The sequence below is a fragment of the Streptomyces sp. NPDC087215 genome (assembly GCF_044744885.1).
Taxonomy (GTDB): domain Bacteria; phylum Actinomycetota; class Actinomycetes; order Streptomycetales; family Streptomycetaceae; genus Streptomyces.
On record NZ_JBIUZD010000010.1, the window covers coordinates 89,434 to 106,107 of the forward strand.

General features: G+C 67.8%; 13 protein-coding genes, 1 tRNA gene and 6 pseudogenes. 6 read left to right on the top strand and 14 right to left on the bottom strand.

Translation table 11 applies throughout. The features are described 5' to 3' along the window. Nucleotides 1-316 precede the first annotated feature (316 nt). The 3 genes from ACIO92_RS23980 to ACIO92_RS23990 are packed head-to-tail and all read right to left on the bottom strand — an operon-like array spanning nt 317 to nt 2,396. Nucleotides 317-1,153, bottom strand: coding sequence for a very short patch repair endonuclease (locus tag ACIO92_RS23980; protein WP_402283225.1), 837 nt, complete (start codon nt 1,151-1,153; stop codon nt 317-319). Beyond that, nucleotides 1,150-1,953 (bottom strand): DNA cytosine methyltransferase, encoded by an 804-nt coding sequence (locus tag ACIO92_RS23985; protein WP_402283223.1) that lies wholly within the window; start codon nt 1,951-1,953, stop codon nt 1,150-1,152. Before ACIO92_RS23985 ends, ACIO92_RS23980 begins: the two co-directional genes overlap by 4 nt. Beyond that, nucleotides 1,896-2,396, bottom strand: coding sequence for a DNA cytosine methyltransferase (locus ACIO92_RS23990; RefSeq protein WP_402283221.1), 501 nt, complete (start codon nt 2,394-2,396; stop codon nt 1,896-1,898). The genes ACIO92_RS23985 and ACIO92_RS23990 overlap by 58 nt, the downstream gene beginning before the upstream one ends. Nucleotides 2,397-2,857: 461 nt before the next feature. Between ACIO92_RS23990 and ACIO92_RS23995 the strand changes: the two are divergent. After that, a pseudogene (locus ACIO92_RS23995) lies at nt 2,858-3,327 on the top strand (Eco29kI family restriction endonuclease). Nucleotides 3,328-3,715: 388 nt separating this feature from the next. After that, nucleotides 3,716-5,527, top strand: a complete 1,812-nt coding sequence (locus ACIO92_RS24000; RefSeq protein ID WP_402283219.1) for a hypothetical protein — start codon at nt 3,716-3,718, stop codon at nt 5,525-5,527. A gap of 151 nt (nt 5,528-5,678) precedes the next feature. Here the strand turns inward: ACIO92_RS24000 and ACIO92_RS24005 are convergent. From ACIO92_RS24005 to ACIO92_RS24020, 4 genes and pseudogenes are all read right to left on the bottom strand, one after another. Beyond that, nucleotides 5,679-5,962: pseudogene (locus ACIO92_RS24005) on the bottom strand (histidine phosphatase family protein); the annotation flags it as partial. A gap of 96 nt (nt 5,963-6,058) precedes the next feature. After that, nucleotides 6,059-6,994, bottom strand: a complete 936-nt coding sequence (locus ACIO92_RS24010; protein ID WP_402283217.1) for a DUF4254 domain-containing protein — start codon at nt 6,992-6,994, stop codon at nt 6,059-6,061. Further along, nucleotides 6,991-7,638 carry a hypothetical protein gene (locus ACIO92_RS24015; protein ID WP_402283215.1) on the bottom strand — a complete coding sequence of 216 codons (648 nt, stop codon included), beginning with the start codon at nt 7,636-7,638 and terminating at the stop codon, nt 6,991-6,993. The genes ACIO92_RS24010 and ACIO92_RS24015 overlap by 4 nt, the downstream gene beginning before the upstream one ends. A gap of 3 nt (nt 7,639-7,641) precedes the next feature. Next, nucleotides 7,642-8,109, bottom strand: coding sequence for an NUDIX domain-containing protein (locus tag ACIO92_RS24020; protein WP_401240677.1), 468 nt, complete (start codon nt 8,107-8,109; stop codon nt 7,642-7,644). A 192-nt stretch (nt 8,110-8,301) separates the two neighbouring features. Between ACIO92_RS24020 and ACIO92_RS24025 the strand changes: the two genes are divergently transcribed. From ACIO92_RS24025 to ACIO92_RS24035, 3 genes and pseudogenes are all read left to right on the top strand, one after another. Beyond that, a complete protein-coding gene (locus tag ACIO92_RS24025) occupies nt 8,302-8,835 on the top strand; it encodes a helix-turn-helix domain-containing protein (protein WP_402060951.1) in 534 nt (177 codons plus the stop codon). Nucleotides 8,836-8,839: 4 nt separating this feature from the next. Then, nucleotides 8,840-9,755, top strand: a pseudogene (locus ACIO92_RS24030) (FAD-dependent oxidoreductase). Between the two features lie 19 nt (nt 9,756-9,774). Continuing rightward, nucleotides 9,775-10,119 (top strand): annotated as a pseudogene (locus tag ACIO92_RS24035) (FAD-dependent oxidoreductase); the annotation flags it as partial. A gap of 44 nt (nt 10,120-10,163) precedes the next feature. On the opposite strand, the gene ACIO92_RS24040 reads toward ACIO92_RS24035, so the two are convergent. The 3 genes and pseudogenes from ACIO92_RS24040 to ACIO92_RS24050 form a co-directional block, all read right to left on the bottom strand. Then, nucleotides 10,164-10,529 carry a hypothetical protein gene (locus tag ACIO92_RS24040; RefSeq protein ID WP_402060948.1) on the bottom strand — a complete coding sequence of 122 codons (366 nt, stop codon included), beginning with the start codon at nt 10,527-10,529 and terminating at the stop codon, nt 10,164-10,166. A 113-nt stretch (nt 10,530-10,642) separates the two neighbouring features. Further along, nucleotides 10,643-12,236, bottom strand: a pseudogene (locus ACIO92_RS24045) (mobilization protein). A 236-nt stretch (nt 12,237-12,472) separates the two neighbouring features. Further along, a pseudogene (locus ACIO92_RS24050) lies at nt 12,473-12,669 on the bottom strand (hypothetical protein). 501 nt (nt 12,670-13,170) lie between these two features. Here ACIO92_RS24050 and ACIO92_RS24055 point away from each other — a divergent pair. Then, the gene (locus ACIO92_RS24055) at nt 13,171-13,749 is read left to right on the top strand and encodes a hypothetical protein (RefSeq protein ID WP_402060946.1); all 579 of its coding nucleotides are present in this window, start codon (nt 13,171-13,173) and stop codon (nt 13,747-13,749) included. A 288-nt stretch (nt 13,750-14,037) separates the two neighbouring features. Here the strand turns inward: ACIO92_RS24055 and ACIO92_RS24060 are convergent. The 4 genes from ACIO92_RS24060 to ACIO92_RS24075 form a co-directional block, all read right to left on the bottom strand. After that, nucleotides 14,038-14,113 (bottom strand) — tRNA-Arg (locus tag ACIO92_RS24060). 104 nt (nt 14,114-14,217) lie between these two features. Beyond that, complete coding sequence (locus ACIO92_RS24065) at nt 14,218-14,667, bottom strand: GNAT family N-acetyltransferase (RefSeq protein WP_402060944.1); 450 nt, start codon at nt 14,665-14,667, stop codon at nt 14,218-14,220. Nucleotides 14,668-14,727: 60 nt separating this feature from the next. After that, the gene (locus ACIO92_RS24070) at nt 14,728-14,859 is read right to left on the bottom strand and encodes a hypothetical protein (RefSeq protein WP_402060942.1); all 132 of its coding nucleotides are present in this window, start codon (nt 14,857-14,859) and stop codon (nt 14,728-14,730) included. A 567-nt stretch (nt 14,860-15,426) separates the two neighbouring features. After that, nucleotides 15,427-16,257 carry a hypothetical protein gene (locus ACIO92_RS24075; protein ID WP_402060939.1) on the bottom strand — a complete coding sequence of 277 codons (831 nt, stop codon included), beginning with the start codon at nt 16,255-16,257 and terminating at the stop codon, nt 15,427-15,429. Between the last annotated feature and the right edge of the window lie 417 nt (nt 16,258-16,674).

Genomic DNA, 16,674 nt, shown 5'->3' on the forward strand with positions numbered 1-16,674 from the left:
GAGGGACGGATAGCTCCGCAGCCGCTGATCTTCTCGCGCGCCAGTTCCGCGACGCGTACCGCCGCGGTCTCAGGAGCCATGGGTTCTCCGAAACGCGGGGTGGCCCAGCCCCTGCGGGAGGGGTCTACCGCCGGGACCACCATGACGGTCTCCGTTCCACTCCCATGGCATCCTGGGAAGATGATTCGAGAGCCCGCTGAGGTGGCCGTGGCGGAGGATGGGACCATCGAGATCCCGATGGGTGTCCTGGTTGAGGCCGGTCTGCACGTCGGCGAGCGGTTGCTCGCTTTCGGTGACGGTGACGGTGACGGCCGGATCACCCTACGGCGCGCGACTGGCGCGGTCGGGGACCTACTCCGCGACGGGACCTTGTAACCCCATCACTGACCGCGTATTGCCGCATGACGCGGCCAGCGGCGTCGACGGGGTCCTCATGCTCCCAAATGCGGACAACTGTCCACCCGGCTTCGGAGAGGCGACGGTTCGTCTCCTCGTCCCGCGAGCGGTTGACCTCGATCTTGTCGCGCCAGAACTCAGGATTTCGAGTCGTCGCCGGCCTGTGATGTTCCGGGCACCCGTGCCAAGAACAGTCATCCACGAACACCGCCACGTGGGCCTTCGTGAACACAAGGTCCGCAGTACGACGCAGGTCGGGCAGCGGCCGCGCCGATACGCGGTACCGCACTCCCTCACGATGGTGAGGGGGAGCGGAACCTGCCTCAGGACCGGTGTCTTTGCCCCGGTTGCCACGCATCGACGCGCGAACCGCGTCCGATGAGGCCCACGAGCCCCGCGGCACGGGTCGGACGCCCACGAGTGCCTTCTCCACCGCCGCTTCCCACCCGGCGACGAGGTTCGCCGCTCGGGTTTCGTTGTCGACTTGCCCGAGGTACTTGGCGGGCGAACGGCCCTTGTCGGACCACCGCAAGTAGGTGCGAATGCGTCGTGTGTTGGGCAGCACCTTGAGTTCGACGGAGGCGAGAGCGTAGCGATCGTCATCCAGACGGACGTAGCGCCCTTGGCGACCGTCGGCCGCGCGGTCCTGGTCGGCCGCCAGAGCTTCTCGGCTTCGACCGGCGCGGCCTTTCCAGGCTCGCGTCGGCGGCGGTTGATCGTTCCAGCCGCTTTGCCTGCCACGCTGCGCATCGGTCACGATCGCGATTCCACGTCATCCAGTGCCGCGTGAATAGCCTTCGCGGAGATCTCTCCCAGGCGTACCGGCACGGCGTTGCCCAGCTGACGCATCCGCTCCCCGCGCGGCCCCATCAGGTTCCATTTGTCGCCGAACGTCATGACGCGCGCGGTCTCCCGGACGGTCATGTATCGGTGGATGTAGTCCAGGCGCCCGGTCTCCTGGTTTCGCTCACGCTTGTCCAGGAGCATCACGGACTCACCGCCAGGGACACCATGCACGCCGGCCTTCACGGTCTTCGCTGGGTAATCCGGCATGTTCTGCGTGTGGCCCTGGTAGATCCTCGCACCCGGCCACCCGATGTGGTCAGGGAAGCCCTGCGGCGTCTCCTTGTCCAACTGCTCCAAGTCGATCTCAGGCAGCCCGACCAAGGCGTCTCTCAGTGTCAGCCATGGGGCCAGGGACTCCCCTTCATCAAGCTGGGGCTCTTCCTGCCGGTACAGGCGCTCGACACCATCATGGACATGCTTCTCGACGGTTCGGTGTCGGTCCCAGTAGGTGTGATCGAGGAAAGACCGGATCAAAGATCGCTTGGAGTGTGTCTCCTTGACCGCTTCTCGGAACTTCTCTCGATCCACACCGAGGTCAGCCCGGAAGGCTACGAGGATGACACGGTTCCGGATCTGCGGGACCCCGTAATCGGCGGCGTTCACGGGGAATTCGAGAACCTCGTACCGCTGCGTCGGGTCCGTGTCCTCCGCCTTCAGTCGCTCCTGCAGCCGCCGATCGCGCTCTTGCCAAGTCGCGCCAGCGCGCTCCACGAAGGGCAGCTCCAGCTCGCGCTTGATGTACTGGAAATACGGGGCGAAAGACTGACGCAGCAAGCCGCGGACGTTCTCACAGAGGACCGCCTTCGCCTGATCTCCCTCACGGCCCGGAACATCTCGGGGAACATGTTCCGTTCGTCCTCGTCACCCTTGGCGACGCCGCCCAAACTGAACGGCTGGCACGGCGGGCCGCCGGCCACGAGGTCGACCTCGTGCTCCCCCAGGTAGGTCATGTTCAGCTTGCGCACATCGCCCATGACCAGCGGCGTCCTGTGCTTGGCGGTCTTCTTCTCCCCATCCTTCAGTTCCTCGGGGACGGGAGGGCACGACCCTTCCGGGTAGGCCACGAAGTCGTTCTCCCTCAACGTCCCGCATGCCCACTTCGCGTACTCATTTACGAGGAGATGGCGGAAGCCGGCGTTCGTGCCAGCCTGCACCAGCCCACCGCCTCCGGCGAACAGTTCGACCGACGTCCGTGCCGCGTTTCACACTCCTAGCGGATCAGTGCAGGTAAAACCATACCGCGGAGTGAGTGATCATGTCGCCATTCTGGTCAAAATCTTCACCACGTGGTGACTGCAGTTCCTCCGATGCCCCGCGTCTCCCCGACCGTCGCGGGCCGAGGCAGGGGGAGACTCAGCCCAGCGAAGGAGCCTGTCCCGTTACCGAGTTCAGCGATCGCGGCCGTCTGGGTTCATCCGCAGAGTCCGGGCGCGACCGCATCTACGATCCGCTGCGACGTGAGAACCTCGGGCGGAGTGTGCTCTGGGCTCTGGTGTCGTCGAAGCCAGTGCCCCTCGGTGGCATCCCTGACTTTCGCGGTTCGGGTATCGCCATCTACTAAGCGAGACCCCACGAGCCGTATACGCGCATCTCCTCCACAAAGTGCGATGTACCCATCTACGTAGGCAAGGCCGACCCGGAGGGGAGCCGCAAGAGCCAGAACGTGGGCGCGGCTTGGGAAGGCATCAAACTGCGGGACCGCCTCAGGCAGCACGCCCGCAAAATCGACAAGTCGCTGGACCTCGATCTCAGCGACTTCCCGCGCGATACCTACCTGCCGATGATCTCTTCACGCCCATGGCTGAACGGCTGATGATCAGCGACCTGCAACCCGCGTGGAACGTGGTGCTGGAAGGGTTCGGCGTCAACCGACAGGGGTCAGGACGCGAGGACAAGCAGCCTCGACCGAAGTGGCACGAGGTGCACTGCGGTATCGACTGGGCTGACGGCATGCCCGCGCAACCCGGGGGTCCAGAGCCTTCGCGGGCGGCGATAGTCGCCCACTTGGAGCGCCACGGCAGAGCCCCTTCCGCCTCCGACGGTGAATCAGGTCACCCCGGCCTGACGGATCTCGGCCCGATCTGACGGCACGCTGCTCACCCCGCACGGCCATGTACCTGATCCGCCTGCGCGGGTCGCCTCCGGGCCCTTCACTCCGACCACGGCGGTGGTTCACGCTTTCCAAAACGTCGGCACGAGGGTCCGGCGTCCTGACCTGCGACAAAGTCTTCGGGCTGGCCTCATCTGGATGGGCCCGGACGGAAGCGAATGAGATCGGAACTTGAGACCAGGGGCTGTGCCATCTCATGGCCGGGCTAGGTAATCTCAAGTCTTCGGTTGCCGCCACCATCCTCAGCAGCCTCTTTGCGACTTCGGTCAGGGGAATCGGAGCCAAGGCGTAGCAGGTCGGGGGACCCTGCGGTGCTGGTGGGTGGAGCGTCCCTCCCTACGTCGAGTAAGCAGGAGGTCAGCGTTGAAACCCACTCCGTTGGCGATGCCCAGCCGCAAAGCCGCCCCGCAGGCCCCGGTAAGGGGGCAGACCGGGTTCGTCCGAGACGAGCAGCGTGCTGAGAACCCACTGGTCTATCGGGCGGTCCTGCCACTCCCTGAGACCGAGCAGGATCAGATGTTCGCTCGGGCTCGCTCGTGCTTCACGTCTTGGTTGGAGAGTAAGGGGCTGACGACTCAGCTCTCCTCCGGCATCCACCGACTCACGAGCACCTACACCCTCACGGTTACCGACTCCTACGACAGCGACGGTCACCAGACGGCGCTGCGGCTCCGTCTGCGAGAGAACAAAGAGGACCGGCAGGAAGGAACCTGGCAGACGACGCTCACGTCCGCTGTTGAGCGTGACTCGGATGCGGCGTACGTCGGAGTAGACCTCGAGCACTATCCCAGCCCGGGTAGACGGCAGGCCACCCCGTTCCCTCCTCGGCTCGTACGCGAACTTCTCGATCACTTCACTGTGACGGACGGGACGACCCGCCTCTCCACGACGCCTCATCCGATCGGTACAGCCTCGGTTGACGTGCTCCTGTCCGCCCTCGTCGATCCCGACCGAGAGCTGCCGCTCGTCTTGGTGGCAGAGCCGCCAGGCGAGGACGCCGACTGGGAGAAGCTTCTGACCAAGGTCGTCAGGAATCTAGCCGGGATTGCCTCTGTCTACCGACTGGAGCGAGAGGCCATCCCGATCTTCCGCGAGGGGGCCGGGGATCGGCACGACGTCTTCCCCGGCCAGATACGCACATATCTGCCGGACATTACCCTGGGCTCGGCCGAAGACGGCCGTCGGCACCGCCTGCTGACGTACCGGCGGCTCCGAGATCCGAAGTTCCACAACGCGGACATCCGAATCGCCAGGCATCCGCGACTGCACGCCGTGACGACACCCCAGCCGACACTCCTCGCCGAGGCCGCTTTTCCAGGGATCGAAGCGGTGCTCAAGGGACTTCGTGCGGCACGTTCCCAAACGGTACAGTCCCAGGAAAACGAGAATGTCGATTCCCTGCGTGCCCAGCTGAATACGGCGAATCATACGATCGATAAGGCGCTTGAAGAGCTGAGCGAGGCCGCCAGCGCTCGCGACCTCGCGGAGCGAAGCAGGCGCGCACTCGATCAGCAGCTTCAGGAAGCGATCGATCGGTACGAATGCGAAATCGCCGACCATGATGCCACTCAGGCGGGACTGTCCACTCTGCGTCATCAGGTGGCATTTCTCCAACAGCGACTCGTCGAAGCAGGCAAGGCGGGAGACGCCTACACGCCTCCCATTGAAGAGCCAGCGCCCATGTCATTTTCTGAACTGAACGAACGTGTTCACGATCGAATGAAGCATCTTTTTCTAACGTACGACAAGAGCAAAGCCGCAGACCTAGACGACGACATGAAGAGTTCCACCTGGGTATCGAAGGTGTGGGACGCGCTGCTCGCGCTGGATTCGTACAGTGCGAGCAGCTCAATCACCGAGGGCTTCGATGGAACGTTCCGAGATTTCTGCGAAGTCGCACCGCAGGGTATGCGAACATACCCCGCATCCCGTGTAGCAATGGTGGAGTCCGACTCCGTAAGGAATGATAAGAAGGGGCATCGGCGTCAGCGAATGTTCGAAGTCCCTGCGGACGTCGACGCGTCGCGAAAGATATTCATGGAAGCGCACATAAAGATCGACAACAAGGGCAGGATCGCGCCTCGCATCCACTTCTACGACGACACGGCTGGCGCCACTGGAAAAGTAGTCGTGGGTTACATCGGGGCACACTTGTCGAATACTCGAACAAACTAATCTATGTGTCGTGCCTCAGTCGGGAGAAGCGCTGTCAGGGGTGGCGCAATATGTAATCTCGATGCTTCTTGTTCCTTCCCCCGCCGTCAGTGGCTTTGTCACGTGACTGCGTGGACTAGTAGGTGGTAAAGAGGCGACGCTCGGCGAACTGTCAGGGGGTTCTCGCGGCGGTGGTGAAGGCGGCGGGGCCTTCTGGGAGGTGAGTGAGGACGCCCAGGAGGAGGGTGTGGGAGACGGCCAGGAGGGGGCCATGACGCCCAGCGGTGCGGTGAAGGAAGGCCGCGCAGTGGCGGGCGGGTGTGTGGGAAGGTCGGTGAGGCTTTCGCCGTCTTCACAGGGTAGGGAGGGGTTGGCGAGTTCACAGGGTAGGGAGGGGTTGGCGAGGCGCCGGGCTCGCCGGGCGCGGTAGGCCAGCGGGTGGGTCTCGGCCGATCGTCGGCAGTTCGAGATCGGGTACGGCGTGCAGAACGGGGCGGCCCTGTTGGAGCTGGTGGAGGACGAACGCCAGGCGCGGGGTGAGGCGCCGAGCGGTCAGTTCGCCTGGGGTGACGAAGTGGGGCCGAGGGAAGCCGCACCGCCCCCAGGGTCGTCCGGCACTGCTCCAGGGCCTCGTGGACCCGGCCGATGGCCTCGTGTTCGGCGATCACGAGGAGGTCCAGGTCGGACCATCCTGCGATCCAGCTGCCCTCGCCGGGGCTGCCGGTTAGGGCGGTGAGCCGCACGCCGGGGCAGCTCGGCCTGCCGCTGGGCCGACAACGCGTACGGGTCGGCAAGCCCTTCCCGGTGGGCAGTCTGCCGCAGCAGGAAGCCGATCTTGAAGCGCTGGGCACCGCACGTGCGCTGGACGAACTCGGCGCTGGTGCTCTTGCCGCACTCGCTCAGCCCGCCGAAGGCGAGGACCCGGCGCAGGTGTCGGCTTGGCTTGATCTCCGCAGGGGCGGGGTCGTCCCGGCCGTACAACTTGAAGCGGGCCGGTGCGGGAAGCCGACGGCGTCCGGCGACGACGTCGGAGACCAGCGCGTCGAGGGCGGCGCACAGCTCCTCCCGCTGGCCGTGGAGGGCGGGGACGCGGCGGCGGGTCAGCTCGTCCCGGGCCGCGGCCCGCTCGCTGTGCCAGATCCGCAGCGTCAGCACCGACAGACGGTCGACGACGGTGGCGAGCGTCTCGGTGTGCAGCGGTGCGTCGGCGCGGCCCGCGTCCACCAGCGCGCCGAGGACCTCGTCGGCCCGCTCGGCGAGCGCGTTGCGTTCGGCGTTGAGCTGGTCGATCTCCCGCTTGCAGTCGGCGACCTGGGCGGCGGAGAGTAGGGCGCCGCGCACCCGGTCCTCGGTGTCCCACAGACGTCCGTTGACGGTGTGGAGCCGGGTCACGGCGTCGTCCAGGCGGTGCCGGTCCTTGTCCTGAAGCGCGGCGATGGCGCGGGACAGGCCGGGCGGCAGGACCAGGGGCGGGGAGTTCTGGGTCATCGGGGACTCCCGTCGGTGAGTCGGCTGAGGTCGAGGTGAGCGATCACGTCGCCGTGGACGTCGTCCAGGGAGTGGTCCTCGCAGTCGACGACCGCGGTGTACGCGCCGTGCTCGGCCTGGTGGAGCAGGACCGCGTGCAGCGTCTTCTGGTAGGCCGGGTAGATCCCGGTCCAGGGGCGCCCCTCGCGGGCGCTGGTGACGGCGTAGCTGCGCTCGGCGTCGAGGGACGGGAGCAGGAGAACCGAGGTCTCCGGTGCGACGGCTCGCGAACCGGCGATGTCCGTCACGGTCTTGAACGCCTCGCCGACCGTCAGGCCGTCCTTGACCACGCAGGTCGCGGTGGCCACGGCGAGGAGCATGGGCAGGCCCCGGTCGAGCAGCCCCGTGCGCCCGGCCTCGCGGGCCGCGGCCCGCTCGGCGTGGCCGACGAGCAGCATCTCGGTCAGCTCGACGGTCGTGGACGTCTCGAACCACCACCGGGCGTAGTCGCTGCCCGCCACCCGCGCCCACGGCTCCGGGTCGTGCTCGTGGACCGCGCCCAGCGGCTGGAAGACGTCCCACCGCTCGGCCAGCCGCACGAGGTGGGTCGTCTTGCCGACGTTGTCAGGGCCGTTGAGGCTGACGAAGTCCGGGACCCGCACCATCGTTCACGCCTCGCGGATCGGGGTGTCGAGGACGGAGACGATCGCGTCCGTGTTCGCGGCGATGAAGCCGGCGAGCTCCGGCGGCATCAGGTTCAGCGCGCGGACGGCCTCGGCGGTGAACGGCACCCGGACCACCTCGTACCCGCCCCGCTCCGGCTTGGCGAACTCCGTCCCCGTACGCGCGGCCAGGTCCATCGACTCCAGGCGCGCGGCGAAGACGTGCTGGACGCCGACGCCGCCCTCCAGCTCGTCGGTGATCAGGTGGACGAGCTCGGCGTGCTCCAGCTTGCCGCCCAGTTCCTCGAACACCTCGCGGTGCAGGGCGGCCTCGATGGTCGCGTCGTCCTCCTCGACCCCGCCGCCGACGGACACCCAGTACGGTTCCCTGCCCGGCTTGGTGCGCTTGATGAGGACCAGCTCGTCGCCGTCGAGGAGGATGGCGCGGGCGTTGCGCCTGACGATGTCGGTCATGCCGTTTGCTCCTTCTGATGGAGTACCGGAGAGAACGGGCGGAGGACATTCCGGCTCGGTGGACCCAGCATGGTGCGGGGCGATGACGGGGTGTGACGTACGGGCGCTACGGCAATGCCGCACCACTGCTGAACGAGGCTGGCTACGCTGGTCGTTTCGGCGTTCCACCAGGTGACGGACAGGGGGTCGACGGTGGTCACGGTGCAGCGATGGTCCGGCCGGGAAGCCCGGCTGTTACGCGATGCCCTGCGCATGAGCCTGCGGGATTTCGCTGCATACCTGGGCGTAAGTCACCGAACGGCGTCGAACTGGGAGGGTGACGGAGCCAGTTACCAGCCTCGTGCCGAATCTCAGGCCGTCCTGGACGCCGCGCTCGGCCGCGCTTCGGAGGACGCGAAGGCCCGGTTCGCGGCGGCGCCGGGAATGAGCGAAGCGGTTGGATCCGTCGCAGGCCAGATCGAAGTCGACTCCCACAAGTTCCTGCCGGTCTTCATCGGTGTCGAGCGCTCCCGCCTGCTCCGCGCACACATGACACCGAGCGGGGACGACCAGTGGTTGGAGTTCGGCTGCGCACCCTGGGTCGTCACCGACGCCTGCGCCAGCGATGCCGGCCCCGACGTCGGACTCCTCGTCGCCCGCCGCCTGATCGGAACCGGCCAACTCGTCACCGCCGAAAACGTGATGAGTCAACTCACTGCGTACACAGGGACCCCGGTGCTGGAATAGCCCCATGGCCGACACGCTGTACGACACCGATCTGATCGTCATCGGCGGAGGCCCGGCCGGTTGCGCCGCCGCCCGCATGGCCGCCAGCGTCGGCATGCGCTCGATCCTGGTGGAGCCGGACCAGCTGTGCCGCAATCTCTACCGGATCCCGGCACTGAACAACGTCCTCGGCGGCTACACCAGCGGCCCCGAACTGGCCGACTCCATCGTCGCTGAGCTGAAGAGCACGGAGCTGTGCCGCCTCGAGCTCGGCCGACACATCACCGAGCTTCGTGCCGACGATGTCCACGTGACCGTCACGGTCGACACCGGCGTCCGTCTCACCGCCCCGCACGTCATCGTCGCCACCGGCGTCGGCCCCCTCCAACCCCGCGACGCCACCTGGATCACCGCCCCCGACGACCTGACCCTGCCCCCGCTCTGGCAGGCCGAGGCGGACGACGCCGAGGGCCGGACACTCCTCGTCCTCGGCGGCGACCGCCCGATCGGCACCTTCCTGCGCGCCACCCGACCACTGGCACCCGCCTGCTCGTGGCGTACCCGGCGGCCGACGAATACAAGATCGAAGAGGCCCGCGAGGACCCCCGCGTCACGCTCCTCCCCGTGGAGCACCTGACGCTGAGGACCGCAGAAGGCACAGGGGTGTCAGCGGAAGCGATGGGTCAGGGCGGCACCTCGCAGACGATCGCGGCGGATGCCGCCTACCTCAGCATCGGCAACGCCCCGACCGCCCCGTCCGGCGACCTGACCTGCGGCATGGACGGGTACTGTCCGCCGACTGACCAGCATCCCCGCACGTCATCGTGGCCGGCGATCTCCGCTCCGCCCGCTTCCGGCGGATCATGACCGCCTTGGGTTCGGGGAGCGAGGCCGCACTGCACGCCAACTACGCGGCCAGGGAAGTGCTCATCAAGAGCTGAGGCCACCTCGGTGGGATACGGTGACGGCGCTCGGAAGGCTTGCTTGTACCCCCATGGCGACACCGTCGTCCTGGGTGGTACTGCCATCGACGGCGAAGGCGACCTCGCCCCCGACGACAAGGCGGCGGCCAGTATCCTGGCCCGCTGTGCCGAGATCGAACCGCGTCTCGTCGGGGCCCGCTTCCTGGAGCACCGGATTGGCGCTCGACCGACCCGCGCCACAGTCCGCGTGGAAGCGGAGCCTCTGGTGGACGGCACCGTCGTCGTGCACGACTACGGGCATGGAAGCGCTGGGGTCACGCTGTCCTGGGGCTGTGCTGATGAGGCACAGAGCCTGGTGGAGACGGGCGGTCGTGCGGTCTGACCTGTGCGGGGCCGGGCTCCCTGTACGAGGCCATGTCTTCGCGCTCAGTCCTTGTGCGGGCGGAGGCTGTCGGCGCCCGCGGCGATGACGGTCTCCAACCGGCTGTACTCGAGCGTGTCCTCGTGGTCATGGAGGGGATGAGGGCTTCGCGGTGCGGGAAGACGTACTCGAACAGGAGCTCGGCCATTTGGTGCGCGGCGGCCTGGGCCTCGGTTCCGGCCTCGGGGGTCGTGCACGCGGATGCCGACGGCCTGGAGTTCTTCGAGGATGGCGTCACTGGCGAGGGCCTGTTCCTTGTCGGTGAAGGGGCGTCCGTCGAGGTGGCGGAAGGTACGGGTACCCGAGAATCGGTTGAAGTCCGGGTCGAAGAGCAGGGCCATGACGTGGGGGCGAGGGGTGGATGCGGGCATAGGGGTTCTCCGTAGCGGGCCATGGGCGGGTGTTGACATACCCATGGTTTGGAGAATCCCCCGTTAGCCCAACCAGGGATTGCGTGCTAATTTCCGCGTTCGATTTTTTGGGTTCAGCGTCGTCGTAGGGGATTGTTCGCGTGCCTGGTCCCGATGCGCGCTGCCTGTTCGGGAGAGGGCACGGAATGGGTGCTGCCGACTCGTCGGCTCCACGAGTTCTGGGGATCAGCGGGTAGGACGGCCATTCGCCGGAGCCGCCACACGAGCACGTCGCCCATGTGTTCCGCCGAGTTCAGTTCCCCGGGGGCCGCTGCCTGGGTGAGCAGGGTGGTGGGGTTGTGGCTGACGGTCCGGGCTTCGTCGAGGGTGGCTGCGAGTGCTGGCCAGCCGGGTTCGGCGAGGATCTGGTCGACCAGTTCGGGCAGGGTTTGGCGTACGGCGGTGGTGTGGTGGCGCTGCCAGGCTGGGGCCAGGCGAGCGCCCCGCTGGTGAAGCAGGTCCATGGGGCGTTCGGCGGCGGCCTGGTAGGCGCCGTGGAGGTGTTCGGTGGCCCGGTGGGCGGCTTTGGCCTGGTGGGCGTGCTGTTTCTTGGCGTGCCAGTTCGCCGTGGTGCTGGTGAGGAAGATCAGCATGGCCATGGCTGTGGTGGCGCTGTCCTCTCTGCGGCCGAAGGCCGGGCCACTGTGGACGAGGTCGCGAGGCAGCCTGGCGAAGGGCGAGGTCGTGGCCGCGTGCGGTGCGTTCGAACGCGGTGGCCCCGGCCTGGAGTTCGTGGCGGTTGTGGGCGGCGGAGGTGTGGGCGAGGGCGTAGAGAACTTCTCCGGTGGCGGTGATCTGCGCGTCGATCACGCCGTCGTCGCCGTGGTCGATGACGAACAGCTCCTGCCAAGCGGCGGCGGTGGTGAGCCGGCGCGCGGAGGCGGGCCCGGTCCCCGACGGCAGGGCTGCTGCTGGGTGGCGTCGTCCGAGGTTGGGGTCCAGCGTTCGCGGATGCGGGGCAGGGAGAGGTCGGGAGCGAGCTTGGAGCCGGAGTAGAAGACGGGTTCGCCCTTGGCGTTGCGGTCACCGGGGAGGGCGACGGTGTAGCCGAGGGTGTCGCCCGACGGTGCGACCTGGCGTCGGATGAGTAGGCCGCCCGCGGCGAGGCGGTCGAAGAACTCCTCTTCGCTCGCCGCTCCGGCCACCGAGCGGTGGACCGCCTCGCGCGGTTCCTCGCGCGGGGTGCGCTGTTGACCACAGCTGTCGGCTTTGTGGCGTTCGGCGCTGGTGGGGTGCTTGGCGGCGGTGCCATCGCCCGGACGGACCCTGCGCAGGCCGTAGTCGGCTTTGATGGCGCGGGCTTCGGCCTGGGCGCGGCGGGCCTCGTTGCTCAGGCGGGGCCGTCGTCCGTCGTCGCGGACCAGTGTGGCGATGATGTGGATGTGGTCGTCGGCGTGCCGCACGGCCGCCCACCGGCATGCGGCATGGTCGCAGTCGGGGGCTATGCCGATGGCGGCGACCATACGGCGGGCGATGGCTGCCCAGTCGTTGTCGGACAGGATCGGTCTTCGGGGCTGGTACGTACGGACAGGTGCCACACGTGCTTCTTGGGGCGTCGGCCGACGGGCAGGGCGTTGATGGGCTGGTCGAGCAGGCCCTGCAACTGCTGGTAGGTGGCGTTGGGATCGCGGCCGGGTCGGGGGCGAGCGGGTCGAAAGCGGCGATCAGGTGTGGGTCGACCTTGCCGCAGGGTTGGTTCTTGACGGGCCGTTCGGGGCTGCCGGGGCCTCCGGCGTTGCGTCGCTGGAGGCCCGCTCCGGCCCTTCGGGGGACGTGCCCGGTGTTCCGAATCGGAACAGGCCAGGCGTTCCCCGAGGGAACACGGACAGTACGTCCGCACCCCTGAACAGTCCAGCGTTTCTGTGTCAGCTCAGCGTAGAACCGCCTGCTACGCTCCCCGCCCTTCACGCCGCCATTCCGAGCAGGTTCAACAAGTCTGCGGTCACGACCCAGTAGGCGTTGCCGAGCCGCAGCACCTTGCACGGATAGGCACCGCGCTTCACCAGCTCGTACCCCTTGCTCCGCCCCAGCCCGAGAGCACGGTTGCTAGTGTCCAGGTCAACAGCCGCCGGAAGGAGATGAGTAGCTCTTCCCTGCTCATCCCCTTCGGTCGTCCGGTCACGACGTCTTCCGCATTCGGTGCGCTCCTTTCAGCGCAGCTCTCGGTGAACGCATCCATGGCGTCCGGCCCCAGGCGACTCCTTCTCCATACGCCAGGAACTTCCGCCCCGCGACGACGGCACCCGCCGCTCCTTCAGCCGCGCCGGCTACGAAACCCTGAAGGCGGCGCAGGCCGACCTCGACCACGTCCGCGCTCTTGCCGGCCTCGCCGAAAGCGACGACCCCGAGGGCCTCGCGCAAATCGCCGAGCTTCTGGAGCTGGTCGCCGACGAGAAGTCACCGCTGCCGGACATCGAGGCCACCCGGCGGCGCCTCGCCCACGGCCTCGACCTGACCCTGACCAGCCGCTTCACGTCGGGGACTGGCTGGACATGTGGCTGGCCGGAAAAAGGGACGCCAGAGCGCGATCAGTCGCGACGAGAGCAACATCCGCGTCCACCCCAAACCGCGCATCGGGCACCTCCGGCTCGACCGCCTTCGCGTGGCCCAGCTGTCGGAGCTGTTCGAGGCCATCGCCGAGGCCAACGTCGAGATAGCCGAAGGCAACGCAGCCAGGCGCAAGGCGTTCGAGGACCTCGCACAGATCCCCTGGAAGGGCCGCGAACACCGCGCTCATCGCAAGGTGATGAAGGCCGCCATCGACGAGACGGAGCCCTACCGCCGGATCGTCGGCGCGGCCACCCGCCAGCGGGTCCGCTCCACTCTCAGAACCGCTCTGAACGCCGCCATCGCCCAGCAGCTGATCACCTTCAACCCGGCCGCCCACGTCGAGCTGGAAGCGGGCAAGCGCCCCAAGGCCCTCGTCTGGACGGACGAGCGCATCCTGCACTGGAAGCGCACCGGCGAGAAGCCCTCCCCGGTGATGCTCTGGACGCCCGAGCACACCGGCCTCTTCCTCGACCATGTTGCCGAGGACCGCCCTTTACCCGCTGTTCCACCTGACCGCGTTCCGCGGACTGTGACGCGGCAAGGCGGGCGGGAGATCGGCCTCCCGCCGGCCCGGCTCCACGACTTGCGCCACGGTGCGGCGACCTCGCCCACGCGGCTGGCGCCGACCTGAGGACATTCAGGAGATGCTCGGCCACTCCTCGATCACCATCACGGTGGACACGTGCACAGGCCTGCTCCCCGAAGCGGATCTCGCGATCGCCGAGGCTGCGGCCCGCCTCGTTCCGCGCACGAGCCCCCCTCGCGACGTGCCGAATGGTGCTGATCGTTTGGGAGGAGTTTTTGGAGGCTGCCGCCCCGTCCGCTCACGCAGCGCCCACGCAAACGGCCCCGGACGAGACGTCCGAGGCCGAGTGGGACTCCTACCTGGGGGTGAACCCCAGACAGGAGCGGTCATGCATGGTGCCCCCGGCAGGATTCGAACCTGCGACACCCGCTTTAGGAGAGCGGTGCTCTATCCCCTGAGCTACGAAGGCGGGGGACTGTTGGGTGAGTGGTTGAGAACGGCTACTTGTCGTTGCGGTCTCAACTATCACCGGCTAGTCCCGGTGGTCGTCTGGATGGACGGCCATGAGGCAGCTTACCGGTTCTGCTCGCCCGAGGTGGAGCCAGTTGTCAGGATGGTGTCGACAGGGGCTCCGAAGGAGGCGTCTGGAGTGTGACGGTCGATCGAGGTCAGACCGCATTTCTGGAAGAAGCGGATGCGGTCGGCGAGCCCGTCGTTGCCGTCGGCGGTCAGCGCCAGGAAAGTAGAGTCGGCCTGCTGCGCCGCTGCGGCGAATCCCACCAGGAGATGCTGGATGCCGTGGCTGCGGAGTGTGGGGTCGACCATCAGCAGCTGAGCCCAGGCCTGGGGCGCGGGGTGGTCAGGTTGCGCGATCTCGTCGACGTAGCCTGCATCGAAGCGACCCTCGAGGAGCCCTGCGACTTCACCGTCGAGGAGGGCAACCCACGCGGTGTAGCACCAGGCGGGAAGGCCTCGGGCGTAGCCGCATCCGTCGAGTTGGGCGGGTTCGGCTCTCAGCGTCATCGCGTGGATGGCAGGGTGTCGGCGGGTTCCGCCGGGCGGACGGTAATCATGTCGGTCGGGCTACGGCGAGCCCGTTCCTGGCGCGTCAGAGATGGCTGGCTGCTGTTGGTGGAGGTGGCGGGTCAGGGCGCTCTGGGCGAGGGCGAAGCCGAGCATGACCAGGGTCTGCTGGGGTGCTCCGTAGGCGATCATTCTCTGCGGTTCCAGAGTGTGGCGTCGAGCTGAGCGTTGAGGGACTCGGCGTCGGGGCGCCAGCGATAGCAGTGGGTGTAGCTGTCGGTGTCGGGTGGGTGCTGGCGCCGCCGCCGTGGTTGAGTCCGCGCCGGTGGTCCTCACGAGTGGTGTCCAGGCGTTCGCGGTGGGTGTTTCCGCAGCTCAGCCGGGTGAGGAGGTACCAGCGGTGTCGGCGGCCACCGCGAGGTTCGAGCGGGACCCGGTGGTGTGGTGGGGGTGAGGTGGATTTCGCCGGTGTCGAGGCTCTCCGCCTCATGCAGGGCGCCGTCCTTGGATCATGGGTCGTGCCGATCCCCCCAGATGCAGTCGGTGACCAGAGTGAGGCGGCGGGGGCGATGCCGTTGTGCTGCGGGGAGACGATCAGCAGGCCGGCCTTCATGACCTGGTCGCGGTGGACTCCGCGCAGGGCGCCGTCCCAGCAGGCCCCGGTCAGCCCCGGGAGCCGGGCGGCGGCATCCAGAAGCATGGACACCGCAAGGGCGGCCTCGCCGCCGTAGCCCTTGCCGGGCCGCTGGTAGCGCATGTCTAGAACGATCCGCGAGAGCGGGCGGTCGTCGCGGACGGAGGTGAGGACGAATTTCGGGCCGAAGACCCGGTGTCCGCCGTCTTCTTCCTCCCCGCCCTCGATATGCCAGCCCGCGCCCGGGTCTTCCGTCGTGGTTTCGCCTGCGCCCTGTCCTCGGCCAACTCGAGACTTTCCCCGCCAGTGGCCGCGCTGGCCTCGTCGCCTTCGGTCGGGCCCGGCTCCTTCTTCTCCCGCGCGTGCTTCTTCTGGACTTTGTCTTGCTGCTCGGCCCGCAGACAGGGGAGGCGGGCACGGTGCCGTCCCCGACGACGAACTGGCCCCGTCCGGGGGCGGCCAGCGAGCGGCCTGCCCGGGGTCGGCGTATCCGGCTTCCCCGCCTGGCAGGCCGCCATCCTCCTGAACTCCTCCTGCAGGGAGGGGAGGTAGGCGTGGAGTCGTTTGGAGTGCCAGTTCCACATGTTCCAGCTCGTGCCGTGGGCCGGAAGACGTAAGGCTTCGGCCAGGCCCAGGCGGGAGATCACACCGTCGAGGATGAGCTGCCAGTAGGCCGTATCGGCCATGGCGGCAGCGGTCTTGCGGGCCGAGCCGAAGATACCCAGCATCCCGAAGAACAGCACCCAGACGTAGATGGGGAAGACCGCTTGGCGGCCCGCCGTCCCGGCCGGGCGCGGCGGGATCACCCCTGCCAGGGTGTAGACCTCGGGGCAGGCGGCCAGGACCCGGACCCGGACGGTTTCCAGCACCGTCATCGATAGACCGGCATCGGCAGCCGCGACCGGGTCAGGAGTGTGATCGACTCCCGGCGGATGTTGTCCACCGGAGCTGTTCATCGCGCCGCCCGCTATGCGGCCGCTGTGGGGCGGCGCCAGTCGTAGCCGATCAGCTCGGCCGGACGGTCCAGAGAGCCCATCCCCAAGACCCGGGCGGGCCGCGTTCTCGACCCGTCCACTGGCCTCGAACGCCGTCCGTCCCGCGTAGGCCGTAATCGAAGCAGGCCGCAGCGAGAGGTCGTCCCCAGCCCGGCCCGCACCAGCACGTCCCGCAACGCGACGCGGATCCGCGCCTGCTGCTGGGCAGGAGTGCCCCCGCCGGTTCCGACCAACGGCATCACCGAGGTCGGCAGACCTTCGATCCGGCGCCGCAGGCACTGCACCGACCACCGGTCCAGGTCGCACCAGCGGGCCGCGGTCCGTGCGCCTCCCACTGCGAAGACCCGGCACCCCGCCAGGTCGACGTGCTCGGGCAGC